The following is a 26,808-nucleotide window of genomic DNA, read 5'->3' on the forward strand; positions in this document are numbered from 1 at the left end:
TCAGCATGCGTTGCGAAGGATGCGCCGGGCGGCCTCGCGGGCTGCCCGATCGCGTTCAGTCAGGGACTGCACATCGACCACGGCTTGCGGCGTCAGTTCCACAAGCACGCTTTCGACGACGTCGGCAATCGAGAGGAAGGGAAGGGCGCCGGCCAGGAAGGCTTCCACCGCTACCTCGTTCGCCGCATTCAGGATCGCTGGTGCGTCGCCGCCTGCGCGCAGTGCCTGGAAAGCCAGCGCGAGGCAGCGGAAGGTGGCGAGATCCGGTGCCTCGAAATTCAGCGCCGCATGAGTCGCCAGGTCTAGCGGCGGAACGCCTGCGGTGACGCGCTCTGGCCATGCCAGCGCGTGCGCGATGGCAGTGCGCATATCGGGGTTGCCTAACTGGGCCAGGACCGAGCCGTCCACGTATTCAACCAGCGAATGCACCAGGCTCTGGGGGTGCACCAGCACGTCGATCATCTCGGCGGAGGTGTTGAACAAGTGGTGTGCCTCGATGACTTCGAGGCCCTTGTTCATCAGCGTGGCCGAATCGACCGAAATTTTGCGGCCCATCACCCAGTTCGGATGCTTGCAGGCCTGCTCGGGCGTGATGGCCGCCAGTTCGGCGCGCGTACGGCCGCGGAACGGGCCGCCGGAGGCGGTGAGGATAAGTCGGCGTACACCACTACGACCCAGGTCCGGGCGGCCGCCTGGCAGGCACTGAAAGATGGCGTTGTGTTCCGAATCGACCGGTATCAGTTCGCCGCCACCTTCGTTCAAAGCAGCCAGCAGCAAGGGGCCGGCCATCACGATGGATTCTTTGTTCGCCAGCAGCAGGCGCTTGCCGCTGCGGGCGGCGGCAAGGGTGGAATCCAGTCCAGCGGCGCCGACGATCGCCGCGACAACGATGTCGCATTGCGTGCTTCCGGCGGCAGCCGTGATGGCGTCATGCCCGGCAGCTACGTCGCATGGCACGCCTGCGGCGGCAAGCCGACGCGCGAGTTCGCCTTCCAGGGCCGCGTCACCGATCACGGCCAGCGATGGGCGATACCGGACGCAAAGCTCGACCAGTGCTTCGACCTGGCGATGCGCTGTCAGCACGTTGGCGCGAAAGCGCTCTGGGTGCTGTGCGATGACATCGAGCGTGCTGCCACCAATGGAGCCGGTGGCGCCCAGAACGGCAACGTTCTTGATTGAGCTTGAACTCATAGGCCCAGCAGCAATTTACCGGCCGCGAAGACCGGTATGGCGGCGAACACGCTATCCAGCCGATCCATTAGTCCACCGTGTCCAGGGAACAGGCTGCCGGAATCCTTCACGGCAGCATGGCGCTTCATCAGGCTTTCCAGCAGGTCACCGATGATCGAGGCTACGACGGTGACCATCGATAGCAGCAGCAAACCAACTAGTTGGATGCCCTGCACGCCAAGCAGCCAGCCACCCACGCCAGCCACCAGCGCGCCGACCACGAAAGCGCCATACACACCCGCCCAGGTTTTGCCGGGGCTGATGGTGGGGGCCAGTTTGCGCTTGCCAAACAAACGCCCGCTGAAATAGGCGCCGATATCGGCCGCCCAGACGATGACCAGGGCCAGGACGGTCCACCAATGTCCATGCGGTTCGCTGCGATGGATGGTCATGGCGGCGACCCAGGTGGGGATGATCACGAAGGCGCCGGCACCGAGCTTGATCAGGAGGTTTTCGCGCGTGGGCGCGGCACCGAAAGCGAAATGACGCAACCACAGGCAGACGATCGCCCACCACGCGACGCCCACGCCGATCAGCATCGGCCACAGCGCGGTATCGCGTGCCCGCCAAAGCAGGGCGAAGAGGATGGCGGCAGCTAGCAATAGCGCGCCGCGCACGCGGTCGTCCTTGAGGCCGGCCAAGCGCGTCCACTCCCAGAGCGCGGCAAGAAAGGCGGCGGCAATGGCCGCCGCGAAGAGCCAGGTCGGCGGCCACAGGATCAGCAGGATCGCGAGCGGCGCGAGCAGCAGTGCGGTAAGGGTGCGCTGGAGCAGCATGCGATTCCTTGGGTTACGCCTTGGCCTGGGTGACCTGTTCGCCGGTGCGCCCGAAGCGGCGCTCGCGGCGGGCGTATTCTTCGATGGCCTGTTGCAGGCAGGTCTGGTCGAAGTCGGGCCACAGGGTGTCGGTGAAATACAACTCGGCATACGCCGCCTGCCACAGCAGGAAGTTGCTGATGCGCAAGTCGCCGCCGGTGCGGATGAATAGATCCAGTGGCGGTAGCTCGGCCAGGCTCATCCAGTGGCCGAGCAGTTTTTCGTCGATCTCGTCGGCGCGAAACTCGCCGCGCGCCACCGACTCGGCCGCCTTGCGTGTGGCCTGCACGATGTCCCAGCGCCCGCCGTAGTTCACGGCCACGTTCAGCTGCAGCTTGTCATTGCCGGCGGTATGCGCCATGGCATGGGTCATGCGCTGACGCAGCGAGGTGTCGAACGCGCCGAGATCGCCGATAAAGCGGATGCGCACGCCGTGGCCGTGCAGTTCGCCGACTTCCTTGTCCAGCGCACGGAGGAATAATTCCATCAGCGCGCCGACCTCATCCTGCGGGCGCTGCCAGTTCTCGCTGGAGAAGGCGAATACGGTCAGCGCTTCCACACCCTGGCGTAGGCAGCCTTCCACCACTTCGCGCACAGCTTTGCGGCCGGCGTTATGGCCGAAACTGCGTGGGCGATGGCGCGCCTTGGCCCAGCGGCCGTTGCCATCCATCACGATGGCGATGTGGCGCGGAACCCGTGGAGCCTCGGCGCCGTTCATTCGGCTAAACGTGATGGCGCTCAGAGCGCCATCAGCTCCTCTTCCTTGGTCTTGACGACAGCGTCGACGTCCTTGACGAAACGATCGGTCAGCTTTTGGATTTCGTCCTCAGCCTTGCGCTCGTCGTCTTCGGTAATCAGCTTTTCCTTGAGCAGATCCTTGACCTGCTGCATGGCGTCGCGGCGCACGTTGCGGATGGCAACCTTGGCGTCCTCGCCCTCGTGCGCCACGTGCTTGGCCAGCTCCTTGCGACGCTCTTCGGTGAGCGGCGGCATGTTCAGGCGGATCACGGTGCCGGCAGTGGTCGGGGTGATGCCGATATCGGAAGCCAGCAAAGCCTTCTCCGTAGGACCTACCAGACTCTTGTCGAACGGAGTGATGATGATCGAACGCGAGTCGCCCAGGGACACCGAGGCGACCTGATTGAGCGGCATATCCGACCCATAGGCAGGCACCTTGATGCCGTCCACCAGCGCCGTGCTGGCGCGACCGGTACGCAGGCGGGTCAGGCTGTGCTTGAGCGAGTCGATGCTCTTGCCCATGCGGGTCTGGGCATCGTTCTTGATGTCGTTGAGCATGGGTAGTACCCCTTGAGCGTGCAAGCCTGTGAGTATATCAGGCGGGGCTTGTTGTTAGCCTCCGGTGAAAGGCCGCCCATTGGCGCGAGTGGCTGGAGGGCGGTCGCGGTTCGGAGGTTAGTTGTCCGAGACGAGAGTGCCGATCTGTTCACCGCGCATGATGCGCATAAGGTTGCCCGGCACGGTCATATCGTAAATACGCAGCGGCATGCCATGGTCGCGGCATAGCGCGATGGCGGCCGTGTCCATGACGGCCAGTTTGCGCTCGATCACCTGGTCGTAGGTGAGCCGTTCGTAGCGGGTGGCATCCTGGTGCTTGGCCGGGTCGGCGGTGTACACACCGTCCACCTTGGTGGCCTTCAGCAACAGGTCGGCGCCGGCTTCCACGGCGCGCAGGGCGGCTGCGGAGTCGGTGGTGAAGAACGGGTTGCCGGTGCCGGCGGCGAACAGCACGATGCGGCCCTTCTCGATGTGGCGGATGGCGCGACGGCGGATGTAATCCTCGGCGACATCGTGGATCTGGATGGCGCTCATCACGCGGGCGTAGCCGCCGCGGCGTTCGATGGCGTCCTGCATCGCCAGTGCGTTCATCACGGTGGCCAGCATGCCCATGTGGTCGCCGGTGACGCGGTCCATGCCCGCGGCGGCGAGGCCGGCGCCGCGGAAGATGTTGCCCCCACCAATGACTACGCCGATTTGTATGCCGGCCTTCTGTATCTCGATGATCTCGTCGGCCAGGCGGCCGATGACTTTCGGGTCGATGCCGTAGTCGGCTTCGCCCATCAGTGCTTCGCCGGAGAGTTTGAGCAGGATGCGGCGGTAATTAAGCGGGTTGCTCATGAGATCTCCGGATTGTGTGTGGCAAAACGCACGTATTGTAGCGGCTGGTCGACAAGCGTGCAGCGCGCAGAACGTCCGTAGGACGGCCACGAAGGGGCGATGCGAGCCGTCCAGGTAGGCGGCCGCGTTCTTGTTGGCAGGACGCAAAAAAAAGCCGCGGTTTCCCGCGGCTTTTCGTGGGTTCGAGAGTGAGAGGCGCTTAGACCTGCATCGCCTTCTGCACTTCGGCCAGATAGTCTTCCTGCACCTTCTCGATGCCTTCGCCCACGGCCAGACGGACCACGGCGACAACGTCGGCGCCTTCCTTCTTGAGCGCGTCGCCGACGGTGACATTGGTGTCCAGCACGTACGGCTGACCGACCAGGGTCACTTCCGAGACGATCTTGTTGATCTTGCCGGCGATGATCTTCTCGAGGATTTCGGCCGGCTTGGCCTTGTCCTTCTCGGTCATCTGGCTCAGCGCGATCTCTTTTTCCTTCGCGACGAAATCGGCCGGAACGTCTTCAGCCTTGACGTACGGCGGGTTCATTGCCGCCACGTGCATGGCGATGCCCTTGGCGAGTTCTTCCGAGCCGCCCTTGAGTGCCACGATCACGCCGATCTTGCCGCCGTGCGAGTAAGTGGCGATCGGGCCGTCGTTCTCGACCTGCGCCATGCGACGCACCTGGATGTTCTCGCCGATGGTGGCGATCTTGGCCTTGGCGGCTTCCTCGACGTTGGCGGCGATCGGATGGGCGGCGGCCTTGAGCGCGTCGATGTCCTTGGCAGCGGCCTTCAGGCCAGCCTCGGCCACGGAGTCGGCGAAGGCGACGAATTCCGAGTTCTTGGCGGCGAAGTCGGTTTCGCTGTTGACTTCGACCAGGATCGCCTTGCCATTGGCCTGTGCCGTGGCAACGCGACCCTCGGCGGTGACGCGGTCGGACTTCTTGTCGGCCTTGGCCAGGCCGGTCTTGCGCAGGTGCTCGATGGCGGCGTCGATGTCACCGTTGTTCTCGACCAGCGCCTTCTTGCAATCCATCATGCCGGCGCCCGAACGCTCACGCAGTTCGCTAACCAGTTTTGCGGTAATGGCAGTCATCTGGGTTCCTCAAAATCTTTGGTGCGTCCCGGCATCGAAGGATGCCGGGACGGGAAGTGCTTACTCGGCGTCCGAAGACTCTTCGCCACGGCCGCCGCGACCGCGGCCACCGTCACGACGCGGGGCGCCAGCGCCCTTCTTGGCCGGAGCCGGGCGACGCGGGGCGGCAGCCTTGCGCTCGTCCTTGGCGACCGGGTTGCCTTCCTCGTCGAGCTCGACGAATTCGTTGGCGTCACCCTGGGCGGCGGCCGGGGCGGCAGCCTTGCCTTCGAGGATCGAGTCGGCGGCAGCACGGGCGTACAACTGGATCGCGCGGATGGCGTCGTCATTGCCCGGGATGGCGTAGTCCACCAGTTCCGGGTTGTAGTTGGTGTCGACCACGGCGATCACCGGGATGCCGAGCTTCTTGGCTTCCTGCACGGCGATGTCTTCGTGGCCGATGTCGATGATGAACAGCGCGTCCGGCAGACGGTTCATGTCCTTGATGCCGCCCAGCGAGTTCTCGAGCTTGTCGCGCTCGCGGCGACGGGCCAGCACTTCGTGCTTGACCAGCTTGTCGAAGCTGCCATCGGTCTCGGCGGCTTCCAGCTCCTTGAGGCGGGCCACGGACTGCTTGACGGTGCGGAAGTTGGTCAGCATGCCGCCGAGCCAGCGGGCAGTGACGAACGGCATGCCGGCGCGTGCGGCTTCCTCGGCCAGGGCCTCACGGGCGGAGCGCTTGGTGCCGACGAACAGCACGGTGCCGCGCTTCTGGGCCAGGCCCGACAGGAAGTTCATCGCGTCGGTGAAAAGGGGGAGGGTCTTTTCCAGATTGATGATGTGGATCTTGCCGCGGGCGCCAAAGATGTACGGAGCCATCTTCGGGTTCCAGTAGCGGGTCTGGTGACCGAAATGCACGCCAGCTTCGAGCATTTGGCGCATGGTGACTTGAGCCATGGTGTTACTCCTTCATTGGGCCTTGTGTAGGTGGCCCGGGGGTTGGGACCTCCACGCATCCCCGGCTTCGACCGCGGGCTTCCCGTGCCCATAGGGCGTGGTGGGAATGACCGCGGCACCCCGAAGACGGTGCCGACGCGTGTGTGGCGTTGGTTTGTCCGATTGGCATGTCCAATCAGAGACTTGGGCGATCATGCCGCGTCGCGGTTACAATCGCTTTTCGCTTTGCGACTGCTCGTTCAGGCTGTAAAAACAGTCTCGTGCAGTCAGCAAAACTCCGAAATTATAGCCGGCACCCCGGCGAAGCGGCAAGCAACGGCGGATTCCGTTGAACCGTGGGGCTTGCGGCGCCATTTGAGTGGAACTATGGCCGTTACCCTGAAATCCCCCGCAGACATCCAAGGTATGCGCGAGGCCGGTAAGTTGGCCGCCGAAGTGCTGGCCATGCTCAAAGAGCATGTGAAGCCCGGCGTGACCACCGAGGACCTGGACCGCCTCGCCTACGAGCACATCGTGAACGTGCAGAAGGCCACGCCGGCCAACGTCGGCTACAACGGCTTTCCCAAGACCCTGTGCACTTCGGTCAACCACGTGATTTGCCATGGCATTCCCAGCCCGGGCAAGGTGCTGAAGGACGGCGACATCATCAACCTCGATGTCACCGTCATCAAGGACGGCTGGCACGGCGACACCAGTCGCATGTACTTCGTTGGCACTCCCAACGTACTGGCGAAGCGCCTGGTGGAGGCCACCTTCGAGGCCATGATGCGTGGCATCGAAGCGGTGCGTCCCGGCGCCACTCTGGGCGACGTCGGCCACGCCATTCAGAAGCATGCCGAGGCAGCCGGCTTCTCGGTGGTGCGCGAGTACTGTGGGCATGGCATCGGCAAGGTCTATCACGACGAGCCTCAGGTCCTGCACTACGGCAAGCCGGGCACCGGTCTGGAGCTGAAAAAGGGTATGACCTTTACCGTCGAGCCCATGATCAATGCCGGCAAGCCGCAGACCCGCCAATTGCCGGACGGCTGGACCGTAGTGACCAAGGACCACTCGTTGTCGGCGCAGTGGGAGCACACCATCGCGGTCACCGACGACGGTTTCGAGATCCTCACACCGTGGCCGGATGCCTGACAGCGAGAAGTGAGTGAATAGGAGTAAGAAGTGAGTAAAAGCGAAGAGCCGCTCTCTCCACTTCTCACTTCCATCCACTCACTTCTCATTCGCTATGTCTGCGTTCTACGCCCCTCTGCCACCCTTGCCTCGCCTGCCCACGGCGGTGCCACGCTCGGGTGTGTCGACGGAGGCGCGCCGTGCGCTGCGGCAGTTGCTGGGCGACGTCGATCGCGCGCTGGCCACGGCCTTCCGCCACGGCGCCGATGCCAGCGCGCTGGCACGTCGGCGTGGCGATTCGGTGGCCCGCATCGTGGTGCACGTGTGGACAGCCTGCCTGGGTGAAGTAAACGGCGCGGCATTGTTTGCCGTAGGCGGCTTCGGCCGCGGCCTGCTGTTTCCCTATTCGGATGTGGATTTGCTGGCGCTGGTCGAACAGGCCGAGCCCGCGCGTCTGCGCGCGCTGGAGCAATGCTTCGCCACACTATGGGACATCGGTCTAAAGGTTGGGCATGCCGTGCGCGAGCCGTCGCAATGCCGCGCCCTGGCCGTGCAGGAAGCCAGCGTCTTCACCAGCCTGCTCGATGCGCAGCGACTGGCTGGCGATCCGTCGATGGAAGAAAGCCTGAAAGCGATCGTCGACGATTCCGCACTCTGGCCGCCAGCGACCTATCTGGCCGCACGCCTTGCCGAGCGCGACGTCCGCCACAGCCGCTACAACGACACGGCCTACAACCTCGAGCCGAATCTGAAAGATGGCCCCGGCGGCCTACGCACGCTCGATGCACTGCGTTGGCTGGGGCGTCGCCTGGCGCACGCGGACGACTTCGACGACATGGTCGACGAAGGGCTGCTCGATCCGGCCGAACGCGCCACCCTGGAGGAAGCCGAAACCACGTTGCGCCGTTACCGCTTCGCCCTGCACCTGGAAGCGGGGCGTGCCGAGGAGCGCCTGTTGTTTGACTACCAGCGTGCCCTGGCGGCACGGCTGGGCTTCGAAGATGAGCACGAAAAGAACCTCGGCGTCGAACAGTTCATGCAGGGCTATTACCGCGCGGCCAGCCAGGTGGAGCGCCTGGGTGTGCAGATCGCCGAGCGCTTCGAAGAAATGCTGGAGCCGCCCAGCGAACCCAAACCCATAGGCGAGGATTTCTTGCGCTACGGATCGCGCATCGCCGTGCGCGATCCAGACCTGTTCGTGCGCCGTCCCGCCGCGCTGGTGGAAGTGTTCACCCTGCGCCTGGGCGAGGCGGGCATCGTCGGCTTCACGGCCGAGACCATGCGACGTATTCACCAGGCCACGGCGCTCTTCGGTGTCTCGCTGGCTGACCATCCCGACGTGATGGCCGCCTTCCTGCGACTGCTGCGCATGGGTGCTCCGGCCGAGGAGGCACTGTGGCGGATGAACCGGCACGGCCTGCTGGCGGCGATCCTGCCGGCGTTCGGCAAGGTGTTCGGCCGCATGCAGTACGACCTGTTCCACGTCTACACGGTGGACGAGCACACGCTGCGCGTGCTGCGCAACGTGGCGCGCTTTGCCGATCCGGCCGCGCGCGGCGATTTTCCCATCGCGTGCGGCATCTGGCCGACGCTGGAGAAGCCGGAGCTGCTGCTGCTCGCTGCGCTGTTCCACGACATTGCCAAGGGCCGCGGTGGCGACCATTCGGTCTTGGGTGAAGAGGAGGCGCGCTCGTTCTGCGCCAAGCTAGGGTTGCCGGCCGAAGACGTGGAACTGGTGGCGTGGCTGGTGCGCTGGCACCTGCTGATGAGTGTGACCGCGCAGCGTCAGGACATCACCGACCCGGACGTGGTGCAGCGCCTTGCGGAGGCCGTGGGCGATCGGCTGCGGCTGGATCTGCTCTATCTGTTGACTATCGCCGACATCATCGGCACCAGTCCCAAACTATGGAACGCCTGGAAGGATCGTCTGCTATCGGACCTCTATACGGCTACACGCTACGCGCTGGCTAGCGAAGATGAGCTGCCGCGCGATGCGGCTGCCCGCGTAGGCGAGTGTCGCGAGGCCGCACTCGCGCTGCTGTTGGCGGAGGGCTTCTCCGAAGCGGCCAGCCTGCGTGTCTGGACGGATTTTCCAGAGCAGAGCTTCCTGCGTCACCGACCCGAACAGATCGCCTGGCAGACCGCGGCCATCCTGTGCTCGCACGGCGCCATGCCGCTGATTGAAGTGCATCCGCTATCCGTGCGAGGCACCACCGAGCTGTTCGTCTACACCCCCGATCGCGACGGCCTGTTCGCTGCGGTCACCGCAATGCTGGATCGCCTGCATTTTTCGGTGATGGAGGCACGCATCCTCAACAGCCGCAACGGTATGGCGCTGGATACGTTTCTGTTGCTGGAGGCGGACAGCCAGCAGCCGGCCAGCGCCGATCGCGCTGAGGAATTGAAGCAACGGCTGCATCGTGCGCTCTCGCAGCCTGGCCATACGCACCAGCCTTCCCGGCGCAATATGTCCCGCCACCTGAAGCACTTCCAGGCGGTACCCAAGATCGCTTTCAGTGCCGCCGGCGATCGCACGCGCCTCTCGCTGGTCTGCAGCGATCGCCCGGGACTGCTCGCAGCGGTGACCCAGGCCATGATGGAAGCTGAAGTGCGCGTCCACGACGCTCGCATCGCTACCTTTGGCGAACGCGTGGAGGATTTCTTCCTGATCACCGACCGCCGCAACGCGCCGCTAGGTATCCAGCAGCAGGATCGTCTGTTGCAAGCGCTGCTTGGGCGACTTGGGACGGCCAAGAGGGCTTAAGAACAGGAGCGAGTGGGGAGGAGTGAGAAACGACAGAGAGCAGCGTGTGCCGTGACTCGCTTCTCACTCCTCTCCACTCGTTTCTCCATCTCCCTTAGTCGGTTAGCATGCGTGGGTATCCTCAAGCCTCGCGAACACGCCATGCAAAGCATCGAATCCCTGATCAACGACGCCTTCGAGCGTCGCAACGACCTCACCCAGTCCGAGATCGAAACCCATCTGCGCCCCGCTGTGGGGCAGGTCATCAGCCTGCTCGAATCCGGTGAGCGTCGCGTCGCTGAGCCGGACGGCAATGGTGGCTGGACAGTGAACCAGTGGATCAAGAAAGCGGTGCTTTTGTACTTCCGCATTAATGGCAACCGAGTGGTCGATGGCGGTGCGGCGCTGGCCTTCGACAAAGTGCCGCTGCGCTTTGCCCATGGCCACGATGCCGAGCTGCAGGGCCTGGGCGCACGCGTGGTGCCTGGCGCCTTGGTGCGCCGTGGCGCGCATGTGGCCAAAGATGCGGTGTTGATGCCGAGCTACGTCAACATCGGTGCTTATGTCGGTGCCGGCACCATGGTCGACACCTGGGCCACGGTCGGCTCCTGCGCGCAGATCGGTGCGGGCGTGCATCTGTCCGGTGGCGTCGGCATCGGCGGTGTGCTGGAGCCGTTGCAGGCGAACCCGACCATCATCGAAGACAACTGCTTTATCGGTGCGCGCTCCGAAGTGGTCGAGGGCGTGGTGGTGGAGAAGGGCAGTGTGATCGGCATGGGCGTGTTTCTCGGCCAGTCCACGCGCATCTACAACCGCGCCACTGGCGAAACCAGCTATGGCCGCGTGCCGGCTGGCAGCGTGGTGGTTGCCGGCAGCCTGCCATCGAAGGATGGCTCGCATAGCCTGTACGCCGCGATCATCGTCAAGCAGGTGGACGAGAAGACGCGCAGCAAGACCGGCATCAACGAACTCCTGCGGAGCGCGGAATGAGCCTGACGCTTTATGGCCTGTCGAATTGCGATACCTGCAAGAAAGCGCGCAACTGGCTCGACCGTTTCGAGGTCGAGCATGTCTTTGTCGACTATCGCGCCAACCCCGTGCCGGCGACCACGCTGAAGGACTGGGCGCAGCAGCTCGGCGGCTGGGAAAAGCTGGTCAACAAGGCAGGCACCACCTGGCGCAACCTGCTTCCCCAGCGCAAAAGCCCCGGCAGCGATCCGGAGTGGACCCTGCTGCTGAAGGAGTATCCGGCGTTGGTTCGCCGTCCGGTCGTGGTGCAGGCCGACGGTTCGGTCAGCGTGGGATTCAGCGATAACGGCTTCAAGAAGCTGTTCGCTCGCTGACATGCCGCTGCGTCTGTCGAAAATCCTGGTGGTCGCGGCGCTGGCCTTGCTGATCAGCCTGGTCGCTTTCGGCAACGTTACCGACTACCGCACCAACTTCGCCTTCGTGCAGCACGTACTGGCGATGGATACGATTTTCCCGGACGCAAGCATCCACTATCGCGCGATCACCTCACCGCCACTGCAGCATGCTGCCTATGTGCTGATCATCGCGGTGCAGACGATCACCGCCGTGCTGTGCTGGGCCGGTGTGTGGCGCATGTGGCGCCGCCGCCGCGCTTCGGCAGCCTTGTTTCAGCGAGCGAAGGGTTTGGCGGTGATGGGGCTGAGCGTAGGCGTGGCGTTGTGGCTGGTGGGGTTCATGGCTATCGGTGGCGAGTGGTTCGGCATGTGGATGTCTCCGCAGTGGAACGGCGTTGCTACGTCATTCCGCCTGGTGGCGCTGCTGTTGGGCGCCTTGGTCTATCTGGGGCAGCGCGAAGTCGACATGGATTGAAACCGCCTTGGCGACTTGCCGGTCGTGACCGCGCTAGCCTATGTGACTGCTTACGTTTCACCTTCAAGGATTGCCATGTCTGCCGTGTTCGATCTCACCGCCGAGCTGATCCGCCGCCGTTCGGTCACGCCGGAAGATGCTGGCTGCCAGGCGCTGTTGGCCGAACGACTCGCCCGTGCAGGGTTCATCATCGAGCATCTGCGCTACGGCGAGGTCGACAACCTGTGGGCTACGCACGGTGAAGGCGGGCCGTTGCTGGTCTTTCTCGGTCATACCGACGTGGTGCCTACAGGGCCGGCGGACAGCTGGCAGAGCGACCCATTCCATCCGGTGGTGCGGGACGGCCTTCTATACGGCCGTGGTGCCGCCGATATGAAGGGCTCGGTGGCAGCGATGGCGGTCGCGCTGGAGCAGTTCGTGACAGCGCATCCGAACCATCCTGGTCGAGTGGGATTCCTGATGACCAGCGATGAGGAAGGGCCGACCAATCTCGATGGTGTACGCCGGGTCGCTGAACACTTTCGCCGCATCGGCGAACGCATCGACTGGTGCGTGGTGGGCGAGCCTTCGTCCAAGCAAAGGCTGGGTGATTTGATTCGCGTGGGACGTCGCGGTTCGCTCTCTGGCACTTTGACGGTACGAGGCGTACAGGGTCATGTGGCCTACCCGGAGAAAGCGAAGAACCCCATCCATGCTTTTGCGCCCGCGTTGGCCGAACTGGCCGCGGAGCGCTGGGACGAGGGCAATGCGGATTTCCCGCCGACCTCGTTCCAGGTATCCAACCTCAACGCAGGCACCGGCGCGAGCAATGTGATACCCGGTTCACTCACGGCTCTGATCAATTTCCGCTACAGCACGGCCAGCCGCGCCGAAGACCTGCGTACCCGGGCGGAAGCGATCCTGCATAAGCACGGTCTGGACTATCAGCTGGACTGGAACCTTTCCGGAGAGCCGTTCCTGAGCCCCGCAGGTGGTGCGCTGCGCGATGCCGTGGTTGGCGTTTGTCGCGATCTCTGCGGTATCGAGCCGGAGCAGAGCACCGGGGGCGGCACGTCGGATGGCCGGTTCATCGCGCCACTCGGCGCCGAGGTGGTCGAGCTTGGTCCGGTCAACGCGACGATCCACAAGGTGGATGAATGCGTTTCTGTCGATGATTTGCAGAAGCTTCCTGCGCTGTATCAGACGATCTGCGAGCGTTTGCTTGTTTGAGTTTTGATGCAACGACACGCCAACCGGTGATTGGCGTGTCGTTGCAGAAAGTCCGCTTTATTTGGCGGATTTGGTGGCGGCAGGCGCGCTCGCGGAAGGTTTGGCCTCAGCCTGGATCGGCCGGACAACGTAACCCACCGGAGACCAGCCACTCGACGTCTGCGCCAGCGAGACGGTTTCCAGCGCAGGCGCATTGGCGTGCTTGGCGGCAAAGATCACATTGATGTACTCGCCGGGCGGCAGGCCGTTGGGGTTTTCCACGCGGCCCACCTGCAGCCAGTTGCGGCTTTGCGTGGCGCCCAGCTGCTTCTTTAGATCGCCGAGATACTTGTTCCAATCAGCCTTGTTCACGCTCTTCTGCATGATGGGGCTGCTTCCTTGCCACATGGCATCGGCCTGGTTGTTATCGGCTTGCGCAGCCCAGCGCGTGGCGGCGGCGACAGCGCTGTCCAATGAGGTGCTTTGCTGTGCATGTGCCTGGCCCATGGTCAGCAGTGCTATGAGTGCGCCAGCTGATGCCAGCCGCTTGCTCGCGATGCGGGTCGTACGATGCCGACTCTTGTTGGGTTCCATGTCGTATCTCCTGTCAGGTAGTTGAGACAACGCTATTGGATGAACTCTCCGATGCGCTGCCTTCGTATCCCACCATTGAAGAGATGTTTTGAACACCCCTTTTTGGACGTCCAAATGGATTATTTGTCCAGCGGAGGTCTGTGGATTCGCTGAGTCTTCGGGATAAATCTGAGTTGAGCGATGCCGCGGCTGAAGAGCGCTACGCGAAAGCCCTTCGAGCCTTGCGATATTTCACGGTAGATACGATATCGCCCGCGATGGTTAATGCTTGCTGGTCGGCTCCAGCGTCAACACGTGCTGGTCGGGCCCGGGTAGTAATGGCGTGGGACGACCGTTGACCCAATCCTCGTGACCGGCACCGTAGTAAGGCGATAGCGGGTTGCCGCTTTGGCCGCCCGGCATGTGCAGAATGCTTTGTGCCTCGTGCCCTGGCATAGCATCGATGCGCTCGGAAGCGCCGAAACCGGGTTTGGCGACGCGCGGCATGTTTTCGTCGCCCGGCAGCGGTTCGTCCGGCATGTCGAGCAAGCGGTCGACGTAATCAGGCAATGCGCGTGACAACGGATGCCGAATGGCCGTGCGATTCACTTCACCCCAGCTGCGCGCGGCCAGTCCACCGGGTTGCTGGCCGAGTTCATCGGCGACTTGATGGGCGGCGTTGAGCAACAAAGCGCTCCAATCCGCGTAGCGTGGGTCCAGCAAGTGCATAGGGCGATCGCGGATCAGTGTCCACACGGCAGCTTCTGCACTGCTCGAGCGGGGCCAGCTGAAGTCGCCATGCTGCTGCTTCACCTCCGCCACGAAGGGGGCCAGCACGGCTTCGTGCACCTTGCTGCGGAAGGCACGCACCAAGCGGTAATCCACGCTGTCCGTGGCCGCGCGTCCGCGCCACTGCGCAGTGAGTTGACGCAATTCATCCAGGGCCGGATCGCGGGCGCCGGCCAGCGTGTCCTGCAGTAGACGCTGCCAGCGGGTCAGCAGGAGGGCGCGATGGTCGAGCTGGATGTCGAGCAAGTTGCCCGGCGCGAAGTTATTGCGTGCGCGAAGATCGTCGCGGATCTGTTGTGCGCGTGCGCCGAGGTCATGGCCGCCTTGGCCGAGCAAATCCAGGTCGGCACTGTCGACGGTGCGGTTGTTGGCTGTCCACAGACGGCCATCGGCTGGGTTCTCGATGCGCGGATACTGCGCTGGCGTTGCCCAGCCCTGCCAGCCGGTATCGGGCTGCGACCAGTCGGCAGGCAGTAACGGATCGAAACCGACACGCAGCGGAATGCTGTTGCCGGTGATGGTCCAGCCGATGTTGCCGGCACTGTCGGCCGCCAGCAGATTTTGCGGCGGCATACCCATCTGAGGCGCGAGATCGAGTGCGGCAGTGACGCTGGTGGCGTGCTCCAATTGCATCAAGCCCAGGTTGTAGGCGCGCGGCAGGTCGGCGATCCACGCCAGTGCAAGCGGGGTGCCATCGACGTCCTTGGCGAGGATGGGCCCCCAGCGCGTGATTTCGACTTTCAGTGTGCTCGCCGGTTCGCCCTTGATGCGGATCGTTTCGTCGCGCGTCTCGATGTGGGCCCAGCCTTCAGGCACTTTGTAGCGCGTCGCGTCGTTGGGATCGCGCAATACACGTACCCAATCCAGCCAGTCGCCGTAGCTGTTGGTGAAGCCCCACGCGACCTGTCCGTTGGAACCCACGACCAGCGCTGGGGTGCCGGGCAGGGTGACTCCACTGGCATCGCGCTGTCCGTTGGGTGCGGTCGGATCGGCATAACGCAAACGCGCGCGAAACCAGATATTGGGCACGCGCAGGCTCAAATGCATGTCGTTGGCGAGGATGGCCGCGCCGTTTTCAGTGAGGCTGCCCGCGACAGCGAAGTTGTTGCTGCCTGGGCGCGCCTGATCCAGGGCTGGCGCTAGCGCGGCCGCCAGGGCGCTGGCGTTCGCCCGCGATGCGGTGGGACGATCGCGGAGGTTGAAAACGTCTTCGCCAGGGATCACCGGTGGACGCGACAAATCACCCTTGAGCGGCGCCTCCCAGTCGGGATCCGGCGAGAGCAGGAAATCGACCAGCAACTTGGGCAGCACCGAGCGCATCTGCGCGAAGCTGAGCTCGCGTTCGTTGACGCCATCCCCGTTCAAGTCCAGATAGATAGACGCGATGACCAGGAAACTATCTTCCGGACGCCATGGCTGCGGCTGTGTACCGAGCAGAAAATATTCCCAGGGCTTCACATGCAGGTCGGACAATCCCTGGTTGACACCTTCGGCATAGCGCTCCAGTTCGCGTTTCTGTTCCAGCGGGAGTTGCGCATAGGCTGCCTCGACGGTGGCGCGCAGACGGTGGCGGCGATGATTGAGGTCGGTGTCCCGTGCGGCAGGGCCGATCAACTCGGCCAGTTCGCCGGCGGGCAAGCGGCGCATCAGATCCATCGCGAAGTAGCGTTCCTGCGCGTGCACATAACCCAGCGCGAAGCCGACATCGTCGCGGTTCTTGCCTTGTATGGTCGCCGTGCCGAGCGCATCGCGGCTGATGCTTACGCTGTCCTGGAGTCCAGCGGCGGCTATGTCGCCATCCAGCTTCGCTCGGCTGCCGGCAAGCAGATACCAGCCCGTAGCGACAACACCGATGACCAGCATCAGCAGCGTCAGCAGCAGAAAGCGCAACCAGCGGAAGCGTCGTTGGGTCGTCATCGATCCGGCGGCCTCTGGAAGGAGAGTCGCGAGTGTACCCGTGCCGCGTGGTCGGTCCATGACGCGGGGCAGCGTGATGTCTGTAGGAGCGTTACGGTTTGTCGCTGGTGAAGACCGCGAAGATGCCCGCGTAGGGCTTCACCATAAAGGTCGGCGCACCCGCATAGCCGTCGCCGTCCACGTAGAACTGCGAGATGGTGCCGTCCAGGTACAGCGCGTCGCGGCAGCCGAGTTCGTCGCGGAACAGGCGGGCGAAGGTGTGGAAATTCACGGGCGCTTCGCTCACCGCGAACACTACTTTTTTCGGTGCCTTGGCGCAGACGCCGCTGCGCCATTTGAGGCTGGCGGAGTCGTCGACGAATTGATCGTTGATCTGGCCGTCGATCAGCAGCATCGGGCCGGATTGCGTCGCCCATTGCGCGCCTTTGCCATCTACCTTGAAAGTACTACTGGGGCGCACGGCGGCATGGCCGTCCGGATAGATCGCGAAGACGCCATTCGGCTGGATTGAAAAATTGCCCGCCGCCGGATTTCCGCGCACCAGGTTCAACGGCACCAGCGTCTTGCCGTTTTCTACATAAAGACCCAACGGAGCGAGCTGGCGGTCGTAGATGCCGGCATTGGCGGCGAACAGCAGACGCCGGTCGTGCGCCAGGCCCCATTGGCGAAGGGTCTCGATATCGCCGTACGCTTGGCCGTTCTCCGGGTCCTTCCAGTGCAGGCTCAGCGACTCGCGCTCCAAGTCCACACTCACCACGCGGAAGGTTTGGCTGTCGAACACCACTTCGTCGCTATCCACCGCCTGCGCCTGGCGAGAGCAGCCGGCGAGGCTGCCCATCAGGGCCAGGATCATGAGCCAGCACGGGAGCGATCCGCGGTTAAGAGCCTGTTCCCGCTCTCCGCGTGGCCCGCGCCGGGATCGGTTTGCGCGCAGGATGAAGGCACTGACGAGGGGCGACGTCCGTACTCTACTGAGTGACGCCGCCGCCATGCGGGCAAACAGACCCGGCCCGGAGGGTTGCTTGTCCGTGGGCACCATGCGGCAGCGCGCGGCTGGGCCTGGCAGCCAGCCAGGCGCTGCGCCACGCACTACCACCTGGCACCCACGGACAAGCAACGCGGGCTACGCGGAGAGCGGGAACAGACTCTTAGCGGGCGGTAGGTGGCGGGGGCTGACATATGCCGATGGTCGCCGGGTCAGTGTGATCGGTGCAAGCCCGGACGGCTGCGTCATTCAGGCGCAATGCGTAAACTGCCGCTTTTCCGCAGTGCGCCAAGCTATGCCCTACACCCCCATTGTTGCCACGCTCGGTTACGTTCTCTCGCCGGACCGTCGCCAGGTCCTGATGATTCATCGCAATGCGCGCCAGGACGACCAACACCTGGGTAAGTACAACGGCCTCGGCGGCAAGATGGAGCCGGGCGAGGATATCGCCGCCTGCATGCGCCGCGAGATCTATGAAGAAGCTGGCATCCACTGCGAGTCCATGCAGCTGCGCGGCACCCTCAACTGGCCTGGTTTTGGCAAGCACGGCGAAGACTGGCTGGGCTTCATCTTCGTCATCGAGCGTTACAGCGGCGAACCACACGCCGGCAACCACGAGGGCACGCTGGAGTGGGTGGCGGTGGATCGCTTGATGGAGCTGCCCATGTGGGAGGGCGATCGTCATTTCCTGCCGCTGGTGTTCGATGGCGACCCTCGTCCGTTCCACGGTGTGATGCCGTACAAGGATGGCCGCATGCAGTCGTGGTCGTACTCGCGGCTATGAGTGACGGACTGGCAACGCGAACGATCGAGATCGTCGCTGCCGTCATTCGCGATCCGGAAGGTCGCGTGCTACTGGTACGCAAACGCGGAGCACAGGTGTTCCAGCAACCCGGCGGCAAGCGCGACGATGATGATCTCGACGATTTGCACACGCTGGCGAGGGAGCTGCACGAGGAACTGGGGTGCACCATGCAGCGCGAAGGCGCGCGGCTGCTTGGACACTTCAGTGCGCCAGCAGCGAATGAGCCTGGATGCGTAGTCGAGGCTGTGGTTTACGAAGTGAGCGCCAGCGGGCCGTTCGAGGCGCGGGCGGAGATCGAATCGTTGTGTTGGATCGATCCGGCGCACATGGGCGAGCTACCTGTGGCGCAGCTCAGCCGGGAACAATTGCTGCCCTTGCTGACTTGAGGGGGGGGCGGCAGCCCCATACGCAAGCTTTTGCGTATGGGGCTGCCGCTATATCCCTATCAGGGAGCGCGGCGTAGCGCGATCACTGCATTGAGCCCGCCGAAGGCGAACGAATTGCTGATGGCGGCACGCACGGGCATCTGCCGGGCCTGGTTGGGAACGTAGTCCAGGTCGCAGGCCGGATCGGGGCCAAGGTAGCCGAGGGTCGGCGGCACGATCCCATCGCGCAGCGCGCCGATGACGGCAATCAGTTCCAGCGCGCCGGCAGCGCCAAGCGCGTGGCCGTGCATTGGTTTGGTGGAGGAGATCGCCAGCGCCCGCGCATGTTTGCCGAATACGCGATGGATCGCCCGCGTCTCGGTACTGTCGTTGGCGATGGTGCCAGTGCCGTGCGCGTTGATGTAGTCGACCTCGGAGGGCGACATCTCGCTGTCGCGCAGCGCATAGGCGATAGCGTTGGCTGCACCCACTTCGGAAGGCGCGGCGATGTCGCCCGCATCCGAGCTCATGCCGGTGCCGGTCAGCTCGGCCAGGATGGTGGCGCCGCGCGCCTGTGCCTGTTCCAGTGTTTCGAGCACGAACATGCCGGCGCCTTCGCCAAGCACGATGCCGCGGCGGCCACTGCTGAATGGGCGGCAGGTGTCCGGCGCCAACACGCGCATGGCTTCCCAGGCACGCAGCGTGCCAAGCGTGACGCAGGCCTCGGTGCCGCCGACCACGGCGGTATCCACCAGGCCGGCGCGAATCATCATCGCGGCCTGGGCAAAGGCGTGATTGGACGAGGAACACGCGCTGGCCAGGGCGAAGGCTGGGCCGGTAATGCCGTGCACCATGCTGATCTGGCTCGCCGGCGCATTCATCATCATGCGGATAATGCCGAGCGGATGGAAACGGCCGGCATGCTCGCCATACAGCTTTTCGTACTGGTCGTCGCGGGTCGTCTCGCCACCCACACCGGTACCCACCACCACCGCCGTACGCGCTGCGTACTCGCCCTCGAAGCTCAAGCCGGACTGGCGAATGGCTTCGCCAGCCGCGACCAGCGCGTACTGGCTCACCGGATCGAGCTGGTTGAGCCGCGACTCGTCGAAATAGTGGGTGGGGTCGAAGTCGCTGACCTCAGCCGCGACTCCGCCGTTGCGGAGCTGGCCGGGCAGGATGTGGTGGATCGGGCCGATGCCGCTGCGGCCCTCGGTCATGGCCTTCCAGGTGGAAGGCGCGTCGTGTCCGAGCGCGCAAATGGCGCCCATACCGGTGATGACGATGCGGCGCATGGATTTCAGCTATCGGCTTTCTTGGTGGCGATCTGGCGTTCGACGGCGGCAACCAGCTGGCCCACGGTGCCGTTGTCGAAGTCGGCGTCTTCATTGGGCAGCTGCACGTCGAAATGCTCTTCGAGATCGAAGATCACTTCGATGGCGTCCAGCGAGGCGACGCCAAGCTCTTTCAGGGTGGACTCGGGCGTGATGGTGGCGATGTCGATCTTCGCCTGCTTGGCGATGATTTCAAAAGTTTCCTGTTGTACGTTGCTCATGATCGCTTCCTGGATTCCATGGCGCCAAGGGTTAGGGCATCGGAGAGGGGCATAGGCCCGGGCCGATTGTTTAAAGCCTGACGAAGTGCCGTCGTATTGTCCAGATTGCCAGCGTTCTCATGGCGACGGGCGGCATCCTGCACGTGCAGCCTTTCGTGAATCTTATGAATGATCCCGTCGGTACGGTGGCATATGGCCGGAGGCCCTGACTGCGGGCGCTCGGGGTCGTATGCTATCCGCTGACGCTTCGTGGAAATGCCTTGTGCGGTACCTCAATCAGCTCGAACCGGACGCCCTGGTCGCCCGCTTTGTCGAGCATCCCCCCATCGATTTCCGCGTGCTGGAAGCGGCTGGCACGCCGGCCTTTGTCGCGCCGTTCGACCTGCTCACCACGGCCGACGCGGAGGTGCGCAAGCGGATCGCCCGCGTTCCCGGCTATCGCTGGTGGGGGCGCTTGTTGCGCTGGCGCACGGCTTTTGTCGGTACCACGGTGTCCGAGTACGCCTTGTTTCCGCGTACAGCGGACCCGGCCAGGCTGCCGGGCGAACTCCGCGCACAGCTCGGCCGCGGGCAGCGGCTGATGATCGTGAAGGACATTCCGCAGGACTCGCCGCTATGCGATGCCGCCAGCCGCGACTGGTGCACACGCTTCGCCGAGGCCTGCCAGAGCGGGGGCTTCGTGCTGCTCGAAGGCCAGGCGCTGGCCTATGTGCCAATCGACTTTGCCAGTGAAGACGAGTATCTCGCGCGCCTGTCCTCCAGCCGGCGCAAAGACATCCGCCGCAAACTGCGCAAGCGCGATGAGGTGACGGTAGAGGCCGTGGCCTGTGGTGATGCACGCTTTGTCGACGACGCCGTTGTCGACGCGTACTACCGTCTCTACGAGAACGTCTATGCGCAGAGCGAAATCCATTTCGACAAACTCAGCCGCGATTTCTTCGCCGCCGTATTGCGCGACGCCAGCCACGGTGGTGTCGCGTTCGTCTACCGGCATCAGGACGAGACGATCGGCTGGAACCTGTGCTTCGCCATCGACGGCAAGCTGATCGACAAATACGTGGGCTTTGCCTACCCGCAGGCGCGCGAGCAGAACCTGTACTTCACCAGCTGGTTCCACAATCTGGCCTGGGCACGCGAGCAGGGGCTGACACACTATGTGGCAGGCTGGACCGATCCCGAGATCAAATCCTATCTTGGTGCGAAGTTCACGCTGACCCGCCACGCCATCTACCTGCGCAATCCGCTGTTGCGTGCGCTGGCCCGGCGCCTGGGCCGTTTCTTCGAAAGCGATAGTCAATGGGCAAAGCAGGCCGATGCGCAAACGTGATCCGCTGATCCTGGACTTCGATGGCTCGGTCGGTGAGATCCCGGGCGCCACCACGATTCCACTGGCTGACTGGCAGGAAGCAATTCGCTTCGGTTGCGCGCTGCGTACATTCGATCGCCTGCGCCGTCATCTCGATGCCACCGTTCCCGACGATTACGGCACGGTGCTGATGGGTTCGGGCGATTATCACCACCTGACCTGGCCGCTGGTCGAGCGGCAGCGCGCGCGCGGGCCATTCCAGTTGGTGGTGTTCGACAACCATCCCGACAATATGCGTTTTCCGTGGGGCATCCACTGCGGCTCGTGGGTGCGCAAGGTCGCCATGCTGCCGTACGTCAACCACGTACACGTCATCGGTATCACCTCCGGGGACATCGGCGCCAAGCATGCGTGGGAGAACTACCTGCAGCCGTTGCGCGCGGGCAAGCTGAGCTACTGGTGTATGGATGTGGATGTGTCCTGGGCGAAGCGCTTTGGACTGGCCGACGCCTTCCAGCGTTTCGAGAATCCCGACGCACTCACGGGTGCCTTCATTCAACAATTGCGTCGCGCCCCGCAAGCCACGTATCTATCGATCGACAAGGACGCCTTCAGCATCGATACCGCGCGCACCAACTGGGACCAGGGGCGCATCGAGGAACACCACGCGATGGCGATCATCGAGGCCTTGCGTGGACGCATCATCGCCAGCGACATCAATGGCGAAGTCTCCGCGTTCGCCTACGCTACGTGGTGGAAGCGCATGCTCAGCGGCATGGACGGCCAGGCACCGATTCCGCAAAGCGAGCTGGATGCATGGCAGATGCAGCAGCGCGCGTTGAATGCGCGGCTGCTGGCTGCGATTGCGGAGTGCAGTGTTTGACGATGCGTTAGGTTGGAATGAGGGACAACAAACCCCAGCGGATGGCAGAGCCTCCCAGGCGCTGCGCCACCTGATCCCTCTGCGAAGCAACTCGGGCCACGCGGAGATATTGAACAGCCTGCAGCTGCGGGCTCGCTAAAGATTTGCCACCTGCAGCCGCTGTATACGAAAGAAGTAGAACCCAAGAGGGGTCGGCTCAGACGTCCGCATGAATTTCTCAGTGCTGCCGGATTTTCTCGCCATTGGCGGCCTGATCGCGGTGTTCTGGTCGCTGCTGCGCCGCACACAGCAGACGCGACTGCACTTCTGGCTGGTTGGCTGGGCGATGCTGCTCATCCACATCATGGCCCAGTTCGTCAGCCAGAACATGAGTGAGGAGGAATCTGGCGCCACCGCTATCTCGTTGTCGATGCTGGTGCTGGCCAGCCACGCCTTCATCTGGGCCAGCAACGGTCGCTTCCAACGTAGCTGGCGCAATCTGCTGCAGACGCTACTCAGCGCGCTGCCCGATGTCGCTCTGATCTGCTGCGCTGAATACAGCCTCGCATCGGATGCGCCGTATGTGATCCTGACCTTAGCGGGGCTGGGCACGTCGTTGTGGATGCTCCACGGCGGACGGCGCTCATCGGGTCGCCCCGCCGGCGTGTGGCATCCCAGCATGACGGTTGTCGTCTACACGATGCAGGCTGCGTTGCTGGTTACCGGTTATCGCGAGCAAGCGATAACCTGGATGCTGTGCTGGCACTATCTGGCGGTGGCGGCGTCTTATCGGCAGAGCGCGCCGCGCGCCTCGGCGGGCACGATGTTTACTACGCTCAGCTTTATCGCCTGGGCGTTCGTGTTCCCGGTCGGCGATCTGCTGGATCTACTGCTGCCGAATGTCCACGTCGACGCCGAGGTCTGGAATCTGCCCAAGTTCCTGGTCGCCACTGGCATGATCTTCACCCTGCTTGAGGAGCAGTTGTCGAGCGCAGAGCATGCCTCGCTGCACGACGCTCTGACCGACCTGCCCAATCGGCGCATGTTCGTCAACCGTCTGCAGCAGGCGTTGGAAGCTCTGCCATCGGGTTCGTCGAAGCTGGCGCTGCTGGTGATCGATCTGGACAACTTCAAATTGATCAACGACACCATGGGCCATGCCATCGGCGATGAACTGCTACGGTGGGTGGCCTTGCAGTTTCGCAGCACGGTTCGTCAGGACGACGTCCTGGCCCGACTCGGCGGCGACGAATTCGCGGTGATCCTGAACCCGGTGGCAGACCGCGAGGCGGCGGACGCCGTTGCCCGCAAGTTGCTGTCCTCGCTGCATGAGGGCACCGAAATTCAGAGCTGCACGTTGAGCGTCCGCGCCAGTATCGGCGTGTCGCTGTATCCCGATGACGCGCTTGACGCCACCCATCTGTTCGCGGTCGCCGATCGCGCGATGTACGAGCGCAAACCGTTTCGTCGAGAGCCTGTTCTGGGAGCGGCTAGCGGGGTTAGTTGAACCTCGTCACGTCATATGCAGATATGTCGGGGCTTACTGCCGCTCCACTCCCCCGCGAAGCTATCAAGCGTCACAGGGTGTGCCGGAGATAAGTCGCCTCTCTTCCGTCGACCTACGTGCCATGGAGCAGCTCCTGCCCCTGTGTGCGGCGAATTTTTTTCTTGCGTTCGCAGCATAGTCATCACTGACAGCGTCCTGATTGAAATTTTTTTCACGGAGATCAGCTTCATCAGTGCTGCTGATTGAGGGTGTTTCGAAAGCTAGGTGCAAGCTTTGACGTGCTGAAACGAGACGTGGCGCGCAGACCGCGAAAACACCTCGCATCACGGGCCAGAACAAGTTCTGCTCAGCGCTGAATGGCTTTGCGTCAGCGTCTTTCCAGAGTGACTGTCCATCGGTCAGCATTTGCGTGGAGGCCATCGGACGGGGGGTACCGATGGCAGGTGCGGAGTTCATCTGATGACCCTTGATGGGTGCCTCGACGGGAGCGGGTTCCTTCCATCAGCAGTTTCAAGGGCGAATCATGAAAAGACATTTACTCGCATTCTCTGTGCTGAGTGCCGCCATCGGCCTCGGCATCACCGGCCAGGTCGCATTCGCCGCCGACACGCCGTCGACCACTGCTTCGACACAGGAAAGCGGCAAGCTGGTCACTTCCTATACGTCGCTTGCGGGCTCCACCAATAACGCGCAGGCGCTAGTGGATGGCCTGCACAATGGCACGGCCATCGTGTTGGTGACGCCGGCTACCGCCACCAGCCCGGCGGTGCAGACCACGTTTACGCCGGACACCGGCAAGCTCAGCTACGGCAACCTGAATATCGCGCTGGCACTGGCCCAGGCTGAGCTCACCAAGGCGGGAATCACCCAGCCGTCGGCTGCCCAACTCCAGGCGGCGTTGAACGGCGGTGCGATCACCACATCGGCGGGCCCGGTGCAGCTTTCTGGCGTGCTGGCACTGCGTGCGCAGGGGCAGGGCTGGGGGCAGATTGCCCATACGCTCGGCTTCAAAGTCGGCGAGATAGTGAGCGCCGCCAAGGCCAAGGGGCCCGTGCCGGATCGCGACGACATCGCTCGCGGCGGCAAGGGCGACAAGGACGCGAAAGCGGACAAGGCCGAGAAGCAGGCAGACAAGGCAGAGGACAAGGCCGAAAAGGCGGCAGATAAGGCTGAGCGGGCCGCTGACAAGGCGGAGAGGGCCGATAAGCCGGCCAAGGTCGATCGCCCTGACAAGCCGGAGCGCCCGGCCAAGGCCGATCGTCCTGACAAGCCCGAACGTCCCGACAAGCCGGAACATAGCGGCGGTCGCTGATCCATCTACACAAAAACAATGAATCCAAGGGAGACCTCGCGGAGGTCTCCCTTGCTGCTGTTCCAGAGGAAACCCGAATGAATTTCAAGAACGCGAGCACGCTTTGCGCCCTCGGTGTACTAGGCCTCGTGGCTCAAACTGCCCATGCGGATGACGTCGTCAAGGTGGGGGCAGGTGTCGACTACACCTCCGGCAAGTACGGCACTTCCACCACCACCGACATCACCCAGGTGCCTTTCACCCTGGGCTACGACACCGGCGATTGGTCATTCAAGCTGACGGTGCCGTACATCCATGTGACCGGTCCCAGCGATGTGATCCCGGGCATCGGTCCGGTGAAGAACGGCAACCCCAAGGGGCGTGGCAAGGGCCGGGCGGTGGTAGTGACCCCGACCCCGACGCTCGTGACCAGCAACGGCTCGGCTTCCGGCTTGGGCGATGTGATTGCCGCCGCGACCTACGAGGCTTACAGCAACAAGGCGGCGAATTTCGGCATCGATCTCACCGGCAAGGTGAAGTTCGGCACTGCCGATGCCGACAAGGCGCTGGGCACCGGCAAGAACGACTACACCGCCGCCGTCGATCTGTACAAGGGCTTCGGTGCATGGACGGTGTTTGGCGGCGTGAGCTACACCTGGCTCGGCAGCTCGCAATTCATCCGCCTCAACAACGTGTTTGGCGCCAACGTGGGTGCGAGCTACAAGCTCGATCAGCAGAGCAGCGTCGGCGCCTACTACGACTACCGCGAGAAAGCGTCGAGCACGGGCTTCTCGCGCAGCGAATTGACGGGCTACTACTCGTACAAGTTCGCCAGTGCGTGGAAGGCTCAGGCCTATGCCAGCAAGGGCCTCAGCGACGGCAGCCCGGACTGGGGCGTGGGCGCTTCGGTGGTCTATTCGTTCTGATGCAACGTGCAGGCGCCGCCGGTCTGACCAACTGTCGGCGCCCTGCCTGCGTGTAGGAGCTGGACGAAAGGCATAGGCCTGCGCATGCAGGCACAAGCCATGCATGCGTATGCACTAACGGAAAGCGTTACTGGCTTTGTTGTTCGATGAGGTAACGCTTGTTTGCACAGGGCTTGTTTGCACCGGTCCGCTCGCATAACTACTCGTCACGCTAAATACACCAATCTGAATATTGACTGCATCGCTCCAGGTGACACACTGCGTCACACTAGGTGGCACGCCGCGTCACTCCTGGTAGCACACTGGAAGCACTCCTCTCTGCCATGGAGATCATGGAGGATCGTTAGGCCCGACCAGTTTTGAAGCCCTATGGGGGCTGCAAATGGGCAAATACGGTTCTGCTAACCAGGTGGTGCTGACCGCAGCACCGGTGTCTGCGCGCAAGACGCGACCCTCCGGCTTTACCTTGATCGAGCTGATGATCGTGGTCGCGATCGTCGCGATCCTTGCCGCCATCGCCCTCCCCAGCTATCGCAAGTACGTGCTGCATGGCAATCGCTCCGCGGCGGAGCAGGTCATGCTGGACATGTCAGCTGCGCAAGAACGCTACATGATCGACAACCGCTCGTATGCGGCCAGCGCGTCCAGCCTTGGCTACGCCGTGATGCCGGATACGGTCTCGCCGAACTACACGATGGCGGTGGCCACAAACAGCGGTCCGCCGCCCAGTTTCAACATCACCGCCACCCCGATCAACAGCCAGACCGGCGATACCGATTGCAATGTACTCACGCTCACCAGCTCCGGCAGCAAGTCGGCGAGCGGCTCTTCCACCAAGTGTTGGAAATAGGC

Annotated in this window: 26 protein-coding genes; 14 read left to right on the forward strand and 12 right to left on the reverse strand. The window is 63.4% G+C overall.

The features are described from left to right. The 7 genes from OUZ45_RS07935 to rpsB form a co-directional block, all read right to left on the reverse strand. Positions 1-1,191 carry a 1-deoxy-D-xylulose-5-phosphate reductoisomerase gene (locus OUZ45_RS07935; protein WP_266169393.1) on the reverse strand — a complete coding sequence of 397 codons (1,191 nt, stop codon included), beginning with the start codon at positions 1,189-1,191 and terminating at the stop codon, positions 1-3. Beyond that, the gene (locus tag OUZ45_RS07940) at positions 1,188-2,006 is read right to left on the reverse strand and encodes a phosphatidate cytidylyltransferase (RefSeq protein ID WP_266169394.1); all 819 of its coding nucleotides are present in this window, start codon (positions 2,004-2,006) and stop codon (positions 1,188-1,190) included. The genes OUZ45_RS07935 and OUZ45_RS07940 overlap by 4 nt, the downstream gene beginning before the upstream one ends. A 13-nt stretch (positions 2,007-2,019) precedes the next feature. Next, a complete protein-coding gene (gene uppS, locus OUZ45_RS07945; RefSeq protein ID WP_266169395.1) occupies positions 2,020-2,763 on the reverse strand; it encodes a polyprenyl diphosphate synthase in 744 nt (247 codons plus the stop codon). Between the two features lie 20 nt (positions 2,764-2,783). Further along, the gene (gene frr / locus OUZ45_RS07950; protein WP_266169396.1) at positions 2,784-3,341 is read right to left on the reverse strand and encodes a ribosome recycling factor; all 558 of its coding nucleotides are present in this window, start codon (positions 3,339-3,341) and stop codon (positions 2,784-2,786) included. A gap of 117 nt (positions 3,342-3,458) precedes the next feature. Continuing rightward, complete coding sequence (pyrH, locus tag OUZ45_RS07955) at positions 3,459-4,181, reverse strand: UMP kinase (RefSeq protein ID WP_266169397.1); 723 nt, start codon at positions 4,179-4,181, stop codon at positions 3,459-3,461. A 199-nt stretch (positions 4,182-4,380) separates the two neighbouring features. Next, positions 4,381-5,259, reverse strand: a complete 879-nt coding sequence (gene tsf, locus OUZ45_RS07960) for a translation elongation factor Ts (protein WP_266169398.1) — start codon at positions 5,257-5,259, stop codon at positions 4,381-4,383. 60 nt (positions 5,260-5,319) lie between these two features. After that, complete coding sequence (rpsB, locus tag OUZ45_RS07965; RefSeq protein WP_266169399.1) at positions 5,320-6,195, reverse strand: 30S ribosomal protein S2; 876 nt, start codon at positions 6,193-6,195, stop codon at positions 5,320-5,322. A gap of 366 nt (positions 6,196-6,561) precedes the next feature. Between rpsB and map the strand changes: the two genes are divergently transcribed. The 6 genes from map (at position 6,562) to dapE (ending at position 13,096) form a co-directional block, all read left to right on the forward strand. After that, entirely contained in the window at positions 6,562-7,326 is a 765-nt protein-coding gene (gene map, locus OUZ45_RS07970) for a type I methionyl aminopeptidase (protein WP_266169400.1), read from the forward strand. A gap of 94 nt (positions 7,327-7,420) precedes the next feature. Beyond that, entirely contained in the window at positions 7,421-10,069 is a 2,649-nt protein-coding gene (gene glnD, locus OUZ45_RS07975) for a [protein-PII] uridylyltransferase (protein ID WP_266169401.1), read from the forward strand. Between the two features lie 141 nt (positions 10,070-10,210). Beyond that, the gene (dapD, locus tag OUZ45_RS07980; protein ID WP_266169402.1) at positions 10,211-11,038 is read left to right on the forward strand and encodes a 2,3,4,5-tetrahydropyridine-2,6-dicarboxylate N-succinyltransferase; all 828 of its coding nucleotides are present in this window, start codon (positions 10,211-10,213) and stop codon (positions 11,036-11,038) included. Then, on the forward strand, positions 11,035-11,391 hold the full coding sequence (locus tag OUZ45_RS07985; RefSeq protein WP_266169403.1) for a Spx/MgsR family RNA polymerase-binding regulatory protein: 357 nt from the start codon (positions 11,035-11,037) through the stop codon (positions 11,389-11,391). Before dapD ends, OUZ45_RS07985 begins: the two co-directional genes overlap by 4 nt. A gap of 1 nt (position 11,392) precedes the next feature. Further along, entirely contained in the window at positions 11,393-11,887 is a 495-nt protein-coding gene (locus tag OUZ45_RS07990; RefSeq protein WP_266169404.1) for a DUF2165 family protein, read from the forward strand. Between the two features lie 75 nt (positions 11,888-11,962). After that, the gene (gene dapE, locus OUZ45_RS07995; RefSeq protein WP_266169405.1) at positions 11,963-13,096 is read left to right on the forward strand and encodes a succinyl-diaminopimelate desuccinylase; all 1,134 of its coding nucleotides are present in this window, start codon (positions 11,963-11,965) and stop codon (positions 13,094-13,096) included. A gap of 57 nt (positions 13,097-13,153) precedes the next feature. Here the strand turns inward: dapE and OUZ45_RS08000 are convergent, their stop codons facing one another. The 3 genes from OUZ45_RS08000 to OUZ45_RS08010 form a co-directional block, all read right to left on the reverse strand. Next, positions 13,154-13,669, reverse strand: coding sequence for a DUF4019 domain-containing protein (locus OUZ45_RS08000; RefSeq protein WP_266169406.1), 516 nt, complete (start codon positions 13,667-13,669; stop codon positions 13,154-13,156). Positions 13,670-13,930: 261 nt separating this feature from the next. Next, positions 13,931-16,354, reverse strand: a complete 2,424-nt coding sequence (locus OUZ45_RS08005; RefSeq protein ID WP_266169407.1) for a penicillin acylase family protein — start codon at positions 16,352-16,354, stop codon at positions 13,931-13,933. 91 nt (positions 16,355-16,445) lie between these two features. Continuing rightward, the gene (locus tag OUZ45_RS08010) at positions 16,446-17,207 is read right to left on the reverse strand and encodes a phosphodiester glycosidase family protein (RefSeq protein WP_266169408.1); all 762 of its coding nucleotides are present in this window, start codon (positions 17,205-17,207) and stop codon (positions 16,446-16,448) included. A 427-nt stretch (positions 17,208-17,634) separates the two neighbouring features. Between OUZ45_RS08010 and OUZ45_RS08015 the strand changes: the two genes are divergently transcribed. Both OUZ45_RS08015 and OUZ45_RS08020 read left to right on the forward strand, forming a co-directional pair. After that, positions 17,635-18,123, forward strand: a complete 489-nt coding sequence (locus OUZ45_RS08015) for an NUDIX hydrolase (protein WP_266169409.1) — start codon at positions 17,635-17,637, stop codon at positions 18,121-18,123. Between the two features lie 44 nt (positions 18,124-18,167). After that, positions 18,168-18,530: an NUDIX hydrolase gene (locus OUZ45_RS08020; protein ID WP_425601677.1), complete on the forward strand. Its 363-nt coding sequence runs from the start codon at positions 18,168-18,170 to the stop codon at positions 18,528-18,530. A 59-nt stretch (positions 18,531-18,589) separates the two neighbouring features. Here the strand turns inward: OUZ45_RS08020 and OUZ45_RS08025 are convergent, their stop codons facing one another. Then, positions 18,590-19,804 carry a beta-ketoacyl-[acyl-carrier-protein] synthase family protein gene (locus tag OUZ45_RS08025; protein WP_266169411.1) on the reverse strand — a complete coding sequence of 405 codons (1,215 nt, stop codon included), beginning with the start codon at positions 19,802-19,804 and terminating at the stop codon, positions 18,590-18,592. Between the two features lie 5 nt (positions 19,805-19,809). Next, positions 19,810-20,064 carry an acyl carrier protein gene (locus OUZ45_RS08030; RefSeq protein WP_266169412.1) on the reverse strand — a complete coding sequence of 85 codons (255 nt, stop codon included), beginning with the start codon at positions 20,062-20,064 and terminating at the stop codon, positions 19,810-19,812. Positions 20,065-20,326: 262 nt separating this feature from the next. On the opposite strand from OUZ45_RS08030, the gene OUZ45_RS08035 reads away from it, so the two are divergent. The 6 genes from OUZ45_RS08035 (at position 20,327) to OUZ45_RS08065 (ending at position 26,806) form a co-directional block, all read left to right on the forward strand. After that, the gene (locus tag OUZ45_RS08035; protein ID WP_266169413.1) at positions 20,327-21,391 is read left to right on the forward strand and encodes a GNAT family N-acetyltransferase; all 1,065 of its coding nucleotides are present in this window, start codon (positions 20,327-20,329) and stop codon (positions 21,389-21,391) included. After that, positions 21,378-22,253, forward strand: a complete 876-nt coding sequence (locus OUZ45_RS08040) for an arginase family protein (protein ID WP_266169414.1) — start codon at positions 21,378-21,380, stop codon at positions 22,251-22,253. The genes OUZ45_RS08035 and OUZ45_RS08040 overlap by 14 nt, the downstream gene beginning before the upstream one ends. A gap of 208 nt (positions 22,254-22,461) precedes the next feature. Beyond that, positions 22,462-23,739 carry a GGDEF domain-containing protein gene (locus OUZ45_RS08045; RefSeq protein WP_266169415.1) on the forward strand — a complete coding sequence of 426 codons (1,278 nt, stop codon included), beginning with the start codon at positions 22,462-22,464 and terminating at the stop codon, positions 23,737-23,739. 523 nt (positions 23,740-24,262) lie between these two features. Next, positions 24,263-25,051, forward strand: coding sequence for a hypothetical protein (locus tag OUZ45_RS08050; RefSeq protein WP_266169416.1), 789 nt, complete (start codon positions 24,263-24,265; stop codon positions 25,049-25,051). A 77-nt stretch (positions 25,052-25,128) separates the two neighbouring features. Then, positions 25,129-25,956 carry a transporter gene (locus tag OUZ45_RS08055; RefSeq protein WP_266169417.1) on the forward strand — a complete coding sequence of 276 codons (828 nt, stop codon included), beginning with the start codon at positions 25,129-25,131 and terminating at the stop codon, positions 25,954-25,956. A gap of 478 nt (positions 25,957-26,434) precedes the next feature. Next, complete coding sequence (locus tag OUZ45_RS08065; RefSeq protein ID WP_425601678.1) at positions 26,435-26,806, forward strand: type IV pilin protein; 372 nt, start codon at positions 26,435-26,437, stop codon at positions 26,804-26,806. Positions 26,807-26,808 lie beyond the last annotated feature (2 nt).

The organism is Dyella subtropica (genome assembly GCF_026283965.1).
Classification (GTDB): Bacteria; Pseudomonadota; Gammaproteobacteria; order Xanthomonadales; family Rhodanobacteraceae; genus Dyella_D; species Dyella_D subtropica.

What these genes read in the sequence shown, in the direction of transcription:
- OUZ45_RS07935 (WP_266169393.1), bottom strand. Translation starts at nt 1,191, where the DNA reads ATGAGTTCAAGCTCAATCAAGAACGTTGCCGTTCTGGGCGCCACCGGC.
- OUZ45_RS07940 (WP_266169394.1), bottom strand. Translation starts at nt 2,006, where the DNA reads ATGCTGCTCCAGCGCACCCTTACCGCACTGCTGCTCGCGCCGCTCGCG.
- uppS (WP_266169395.1), bottom strand. Translation starts at nt 2,763, where the DNA reads ATGAACGGCGCCGAGGCTCCACGGGTTCCGCGCCACATCGCCATCGTG.
- frr (WP_266169396.1), bottom strand. Translation starts at nt 3,341, where the DNA reads ATGCTCAACGACATCAAGAACGATGCCCAGACCCGCATGGGCAAGAGC.
- pyrH (WP_266169397.1), bottom strand. Translation starts at nt 4,181, where the DNA reads ATGAGCAACCCGCTTAATTACCGCCGCATCCTGCTCAAACTCTCCGGC.
- tsf (WP_266169398.1), bottom strand. Translation starts at nt 5,259, where the DNA reads ATGACTGCCATTACCGCAAAACTGGTTAGCGAACTGCGTGAGCGTTCG.
- rpsB (WP_266169399.1), bottom strand. Translation starts at nt 6,195, where the DNA reads ATGGCTCAAGTCACCATGCGCCAAATGCTCGAAGCTGGCGTGCATTTC.
- map (WP_266169400.1), top strand. Translation starts at nt 6,562, where the DNA reads ATGGCCGTTACCCTGAAATCCCCCGCAGACATCCAAGGTATGCGCGAG.
- glnD (WP_266169401.1), top strand. Translation starts at nt 7,421, where the DNA reads ATGTCTGCGTTCTACGCCCCTCTGCCACCCTTGCCTCGCCTGCCCACG.
- dapD (WP_266169402.1), top strand. Translation starts at nt 10,211, where the DNA reads ATGCAAAGCATCGAATCCCTGATCAACGACGCCTTCGAGCGTCGCAAC.
- OUZ45_RS07985 (WP_266169403.1), top strand. Translation starts at nt 11,035, where the DNA reads ATGAGCCTGACGCTTTATGGCCTGTCGAATTGCGATACCTGCAAGAAA.
- OUZ45_RS07990 (WP_266169404.1), top strand. Translation starts at nt 11,393, where the DNA reads ATGCCGCTGCGTCTGTCGAAAATCCTGGTGGTCGCGGCGCTGGCCTTG.
- dapE (WP_266169405.1), top strand. Translation starts at nt 11,963, where the DNA reads ATGTCTGCCGTGTTCGATCTCACCGCCGAGCTGATCCGCCGCCGTTCG.
- OUZ45_RS08000 (WP_266169406.1), bottom strand. Translation starts at nt 13,669, where the DNA reads ATGGAACCCAACAAGAGTCGGCATCGTACGACCCGCATCGCGAGCAAG.
- OUZ45_RS08005 (WP_266169407.1), bottom strand. Translation starts at nt 16,354, where the DNA reads ATGACGACCCAACGACGCTTCCGCTGGTTGCGCTTTCTGCTGCTGACG.
- OUZ45_RS08010 (WP_266169408.1), bottom strand. Translation starts at nt 17,207, where the DNA reads ATGATCCTGGCCCTGATGGGCAGCCTCGCCGGCTGCTCTCGCCAGGCG.
- OUZ45_RS08015 (WP_266169409.1), top strand. Translation starts at nt 17,635, where the DNA reads ATGCCCTACACCCCCATTGTTGCCACGCTCGGTTACGTTCTCTCGCCG.
- OUZ45_RS08025 (WP_266169411.1), bottom strand. Translation starts at nt 19,804, where the DNA reads ATGCGCCGCATCGTCATCACCGGTATGGGCGCCATTTGCGCGCTCGGA.
- OUZ45_RS08030 (WP_266169412.1), bottom strand. Translation starts at nt 20,064, where the DNA reads ATGAGCAACGTACAACAGGAAACTTTTGAAATCATCGCCAAGCAGGCG.
- OUZ45_RS08040 (WP_266169414.1), top strand. Translation starts at nt 21,378, where the DNA reads ATGCGCAAACGTGATCCGCTGATCCTGGACTTCGATGGCTCGGTCGGT.
- OUZ45_RS08045 (WP_266169415.1), top strand. Translation starts at nt 22,462, where the DNA reads ATGAATTTCTCAGTGCTGCCGGATTTTCTCGCCATTGGCGGCCTGATC.
- OUZ45_RS08050 (WP_266169416.1), top strand. Translation starts at nt 24,263, where the DNA reads ATGAAAAGACATTTACTCGCATTCTCTGTGCTGAGTGCCGCCATCGGC.
- OUZ45_RS08055 (WP_266169417.1), top strand. Translation starts at nt 25,129, where the DNA reads ATGAATTTCAAGAACGCGAGCACGCTTTGCGCCCTCGGTGTACTAGGC.
- OUZ45_RS08065 (WP_425601678.1), top strand. Translation starts at nt 26,435, where the DNA reads ATGATCGTGGTCGCGATCGTCGCGATCCTTGCCGCCATCGCCCTCCCC.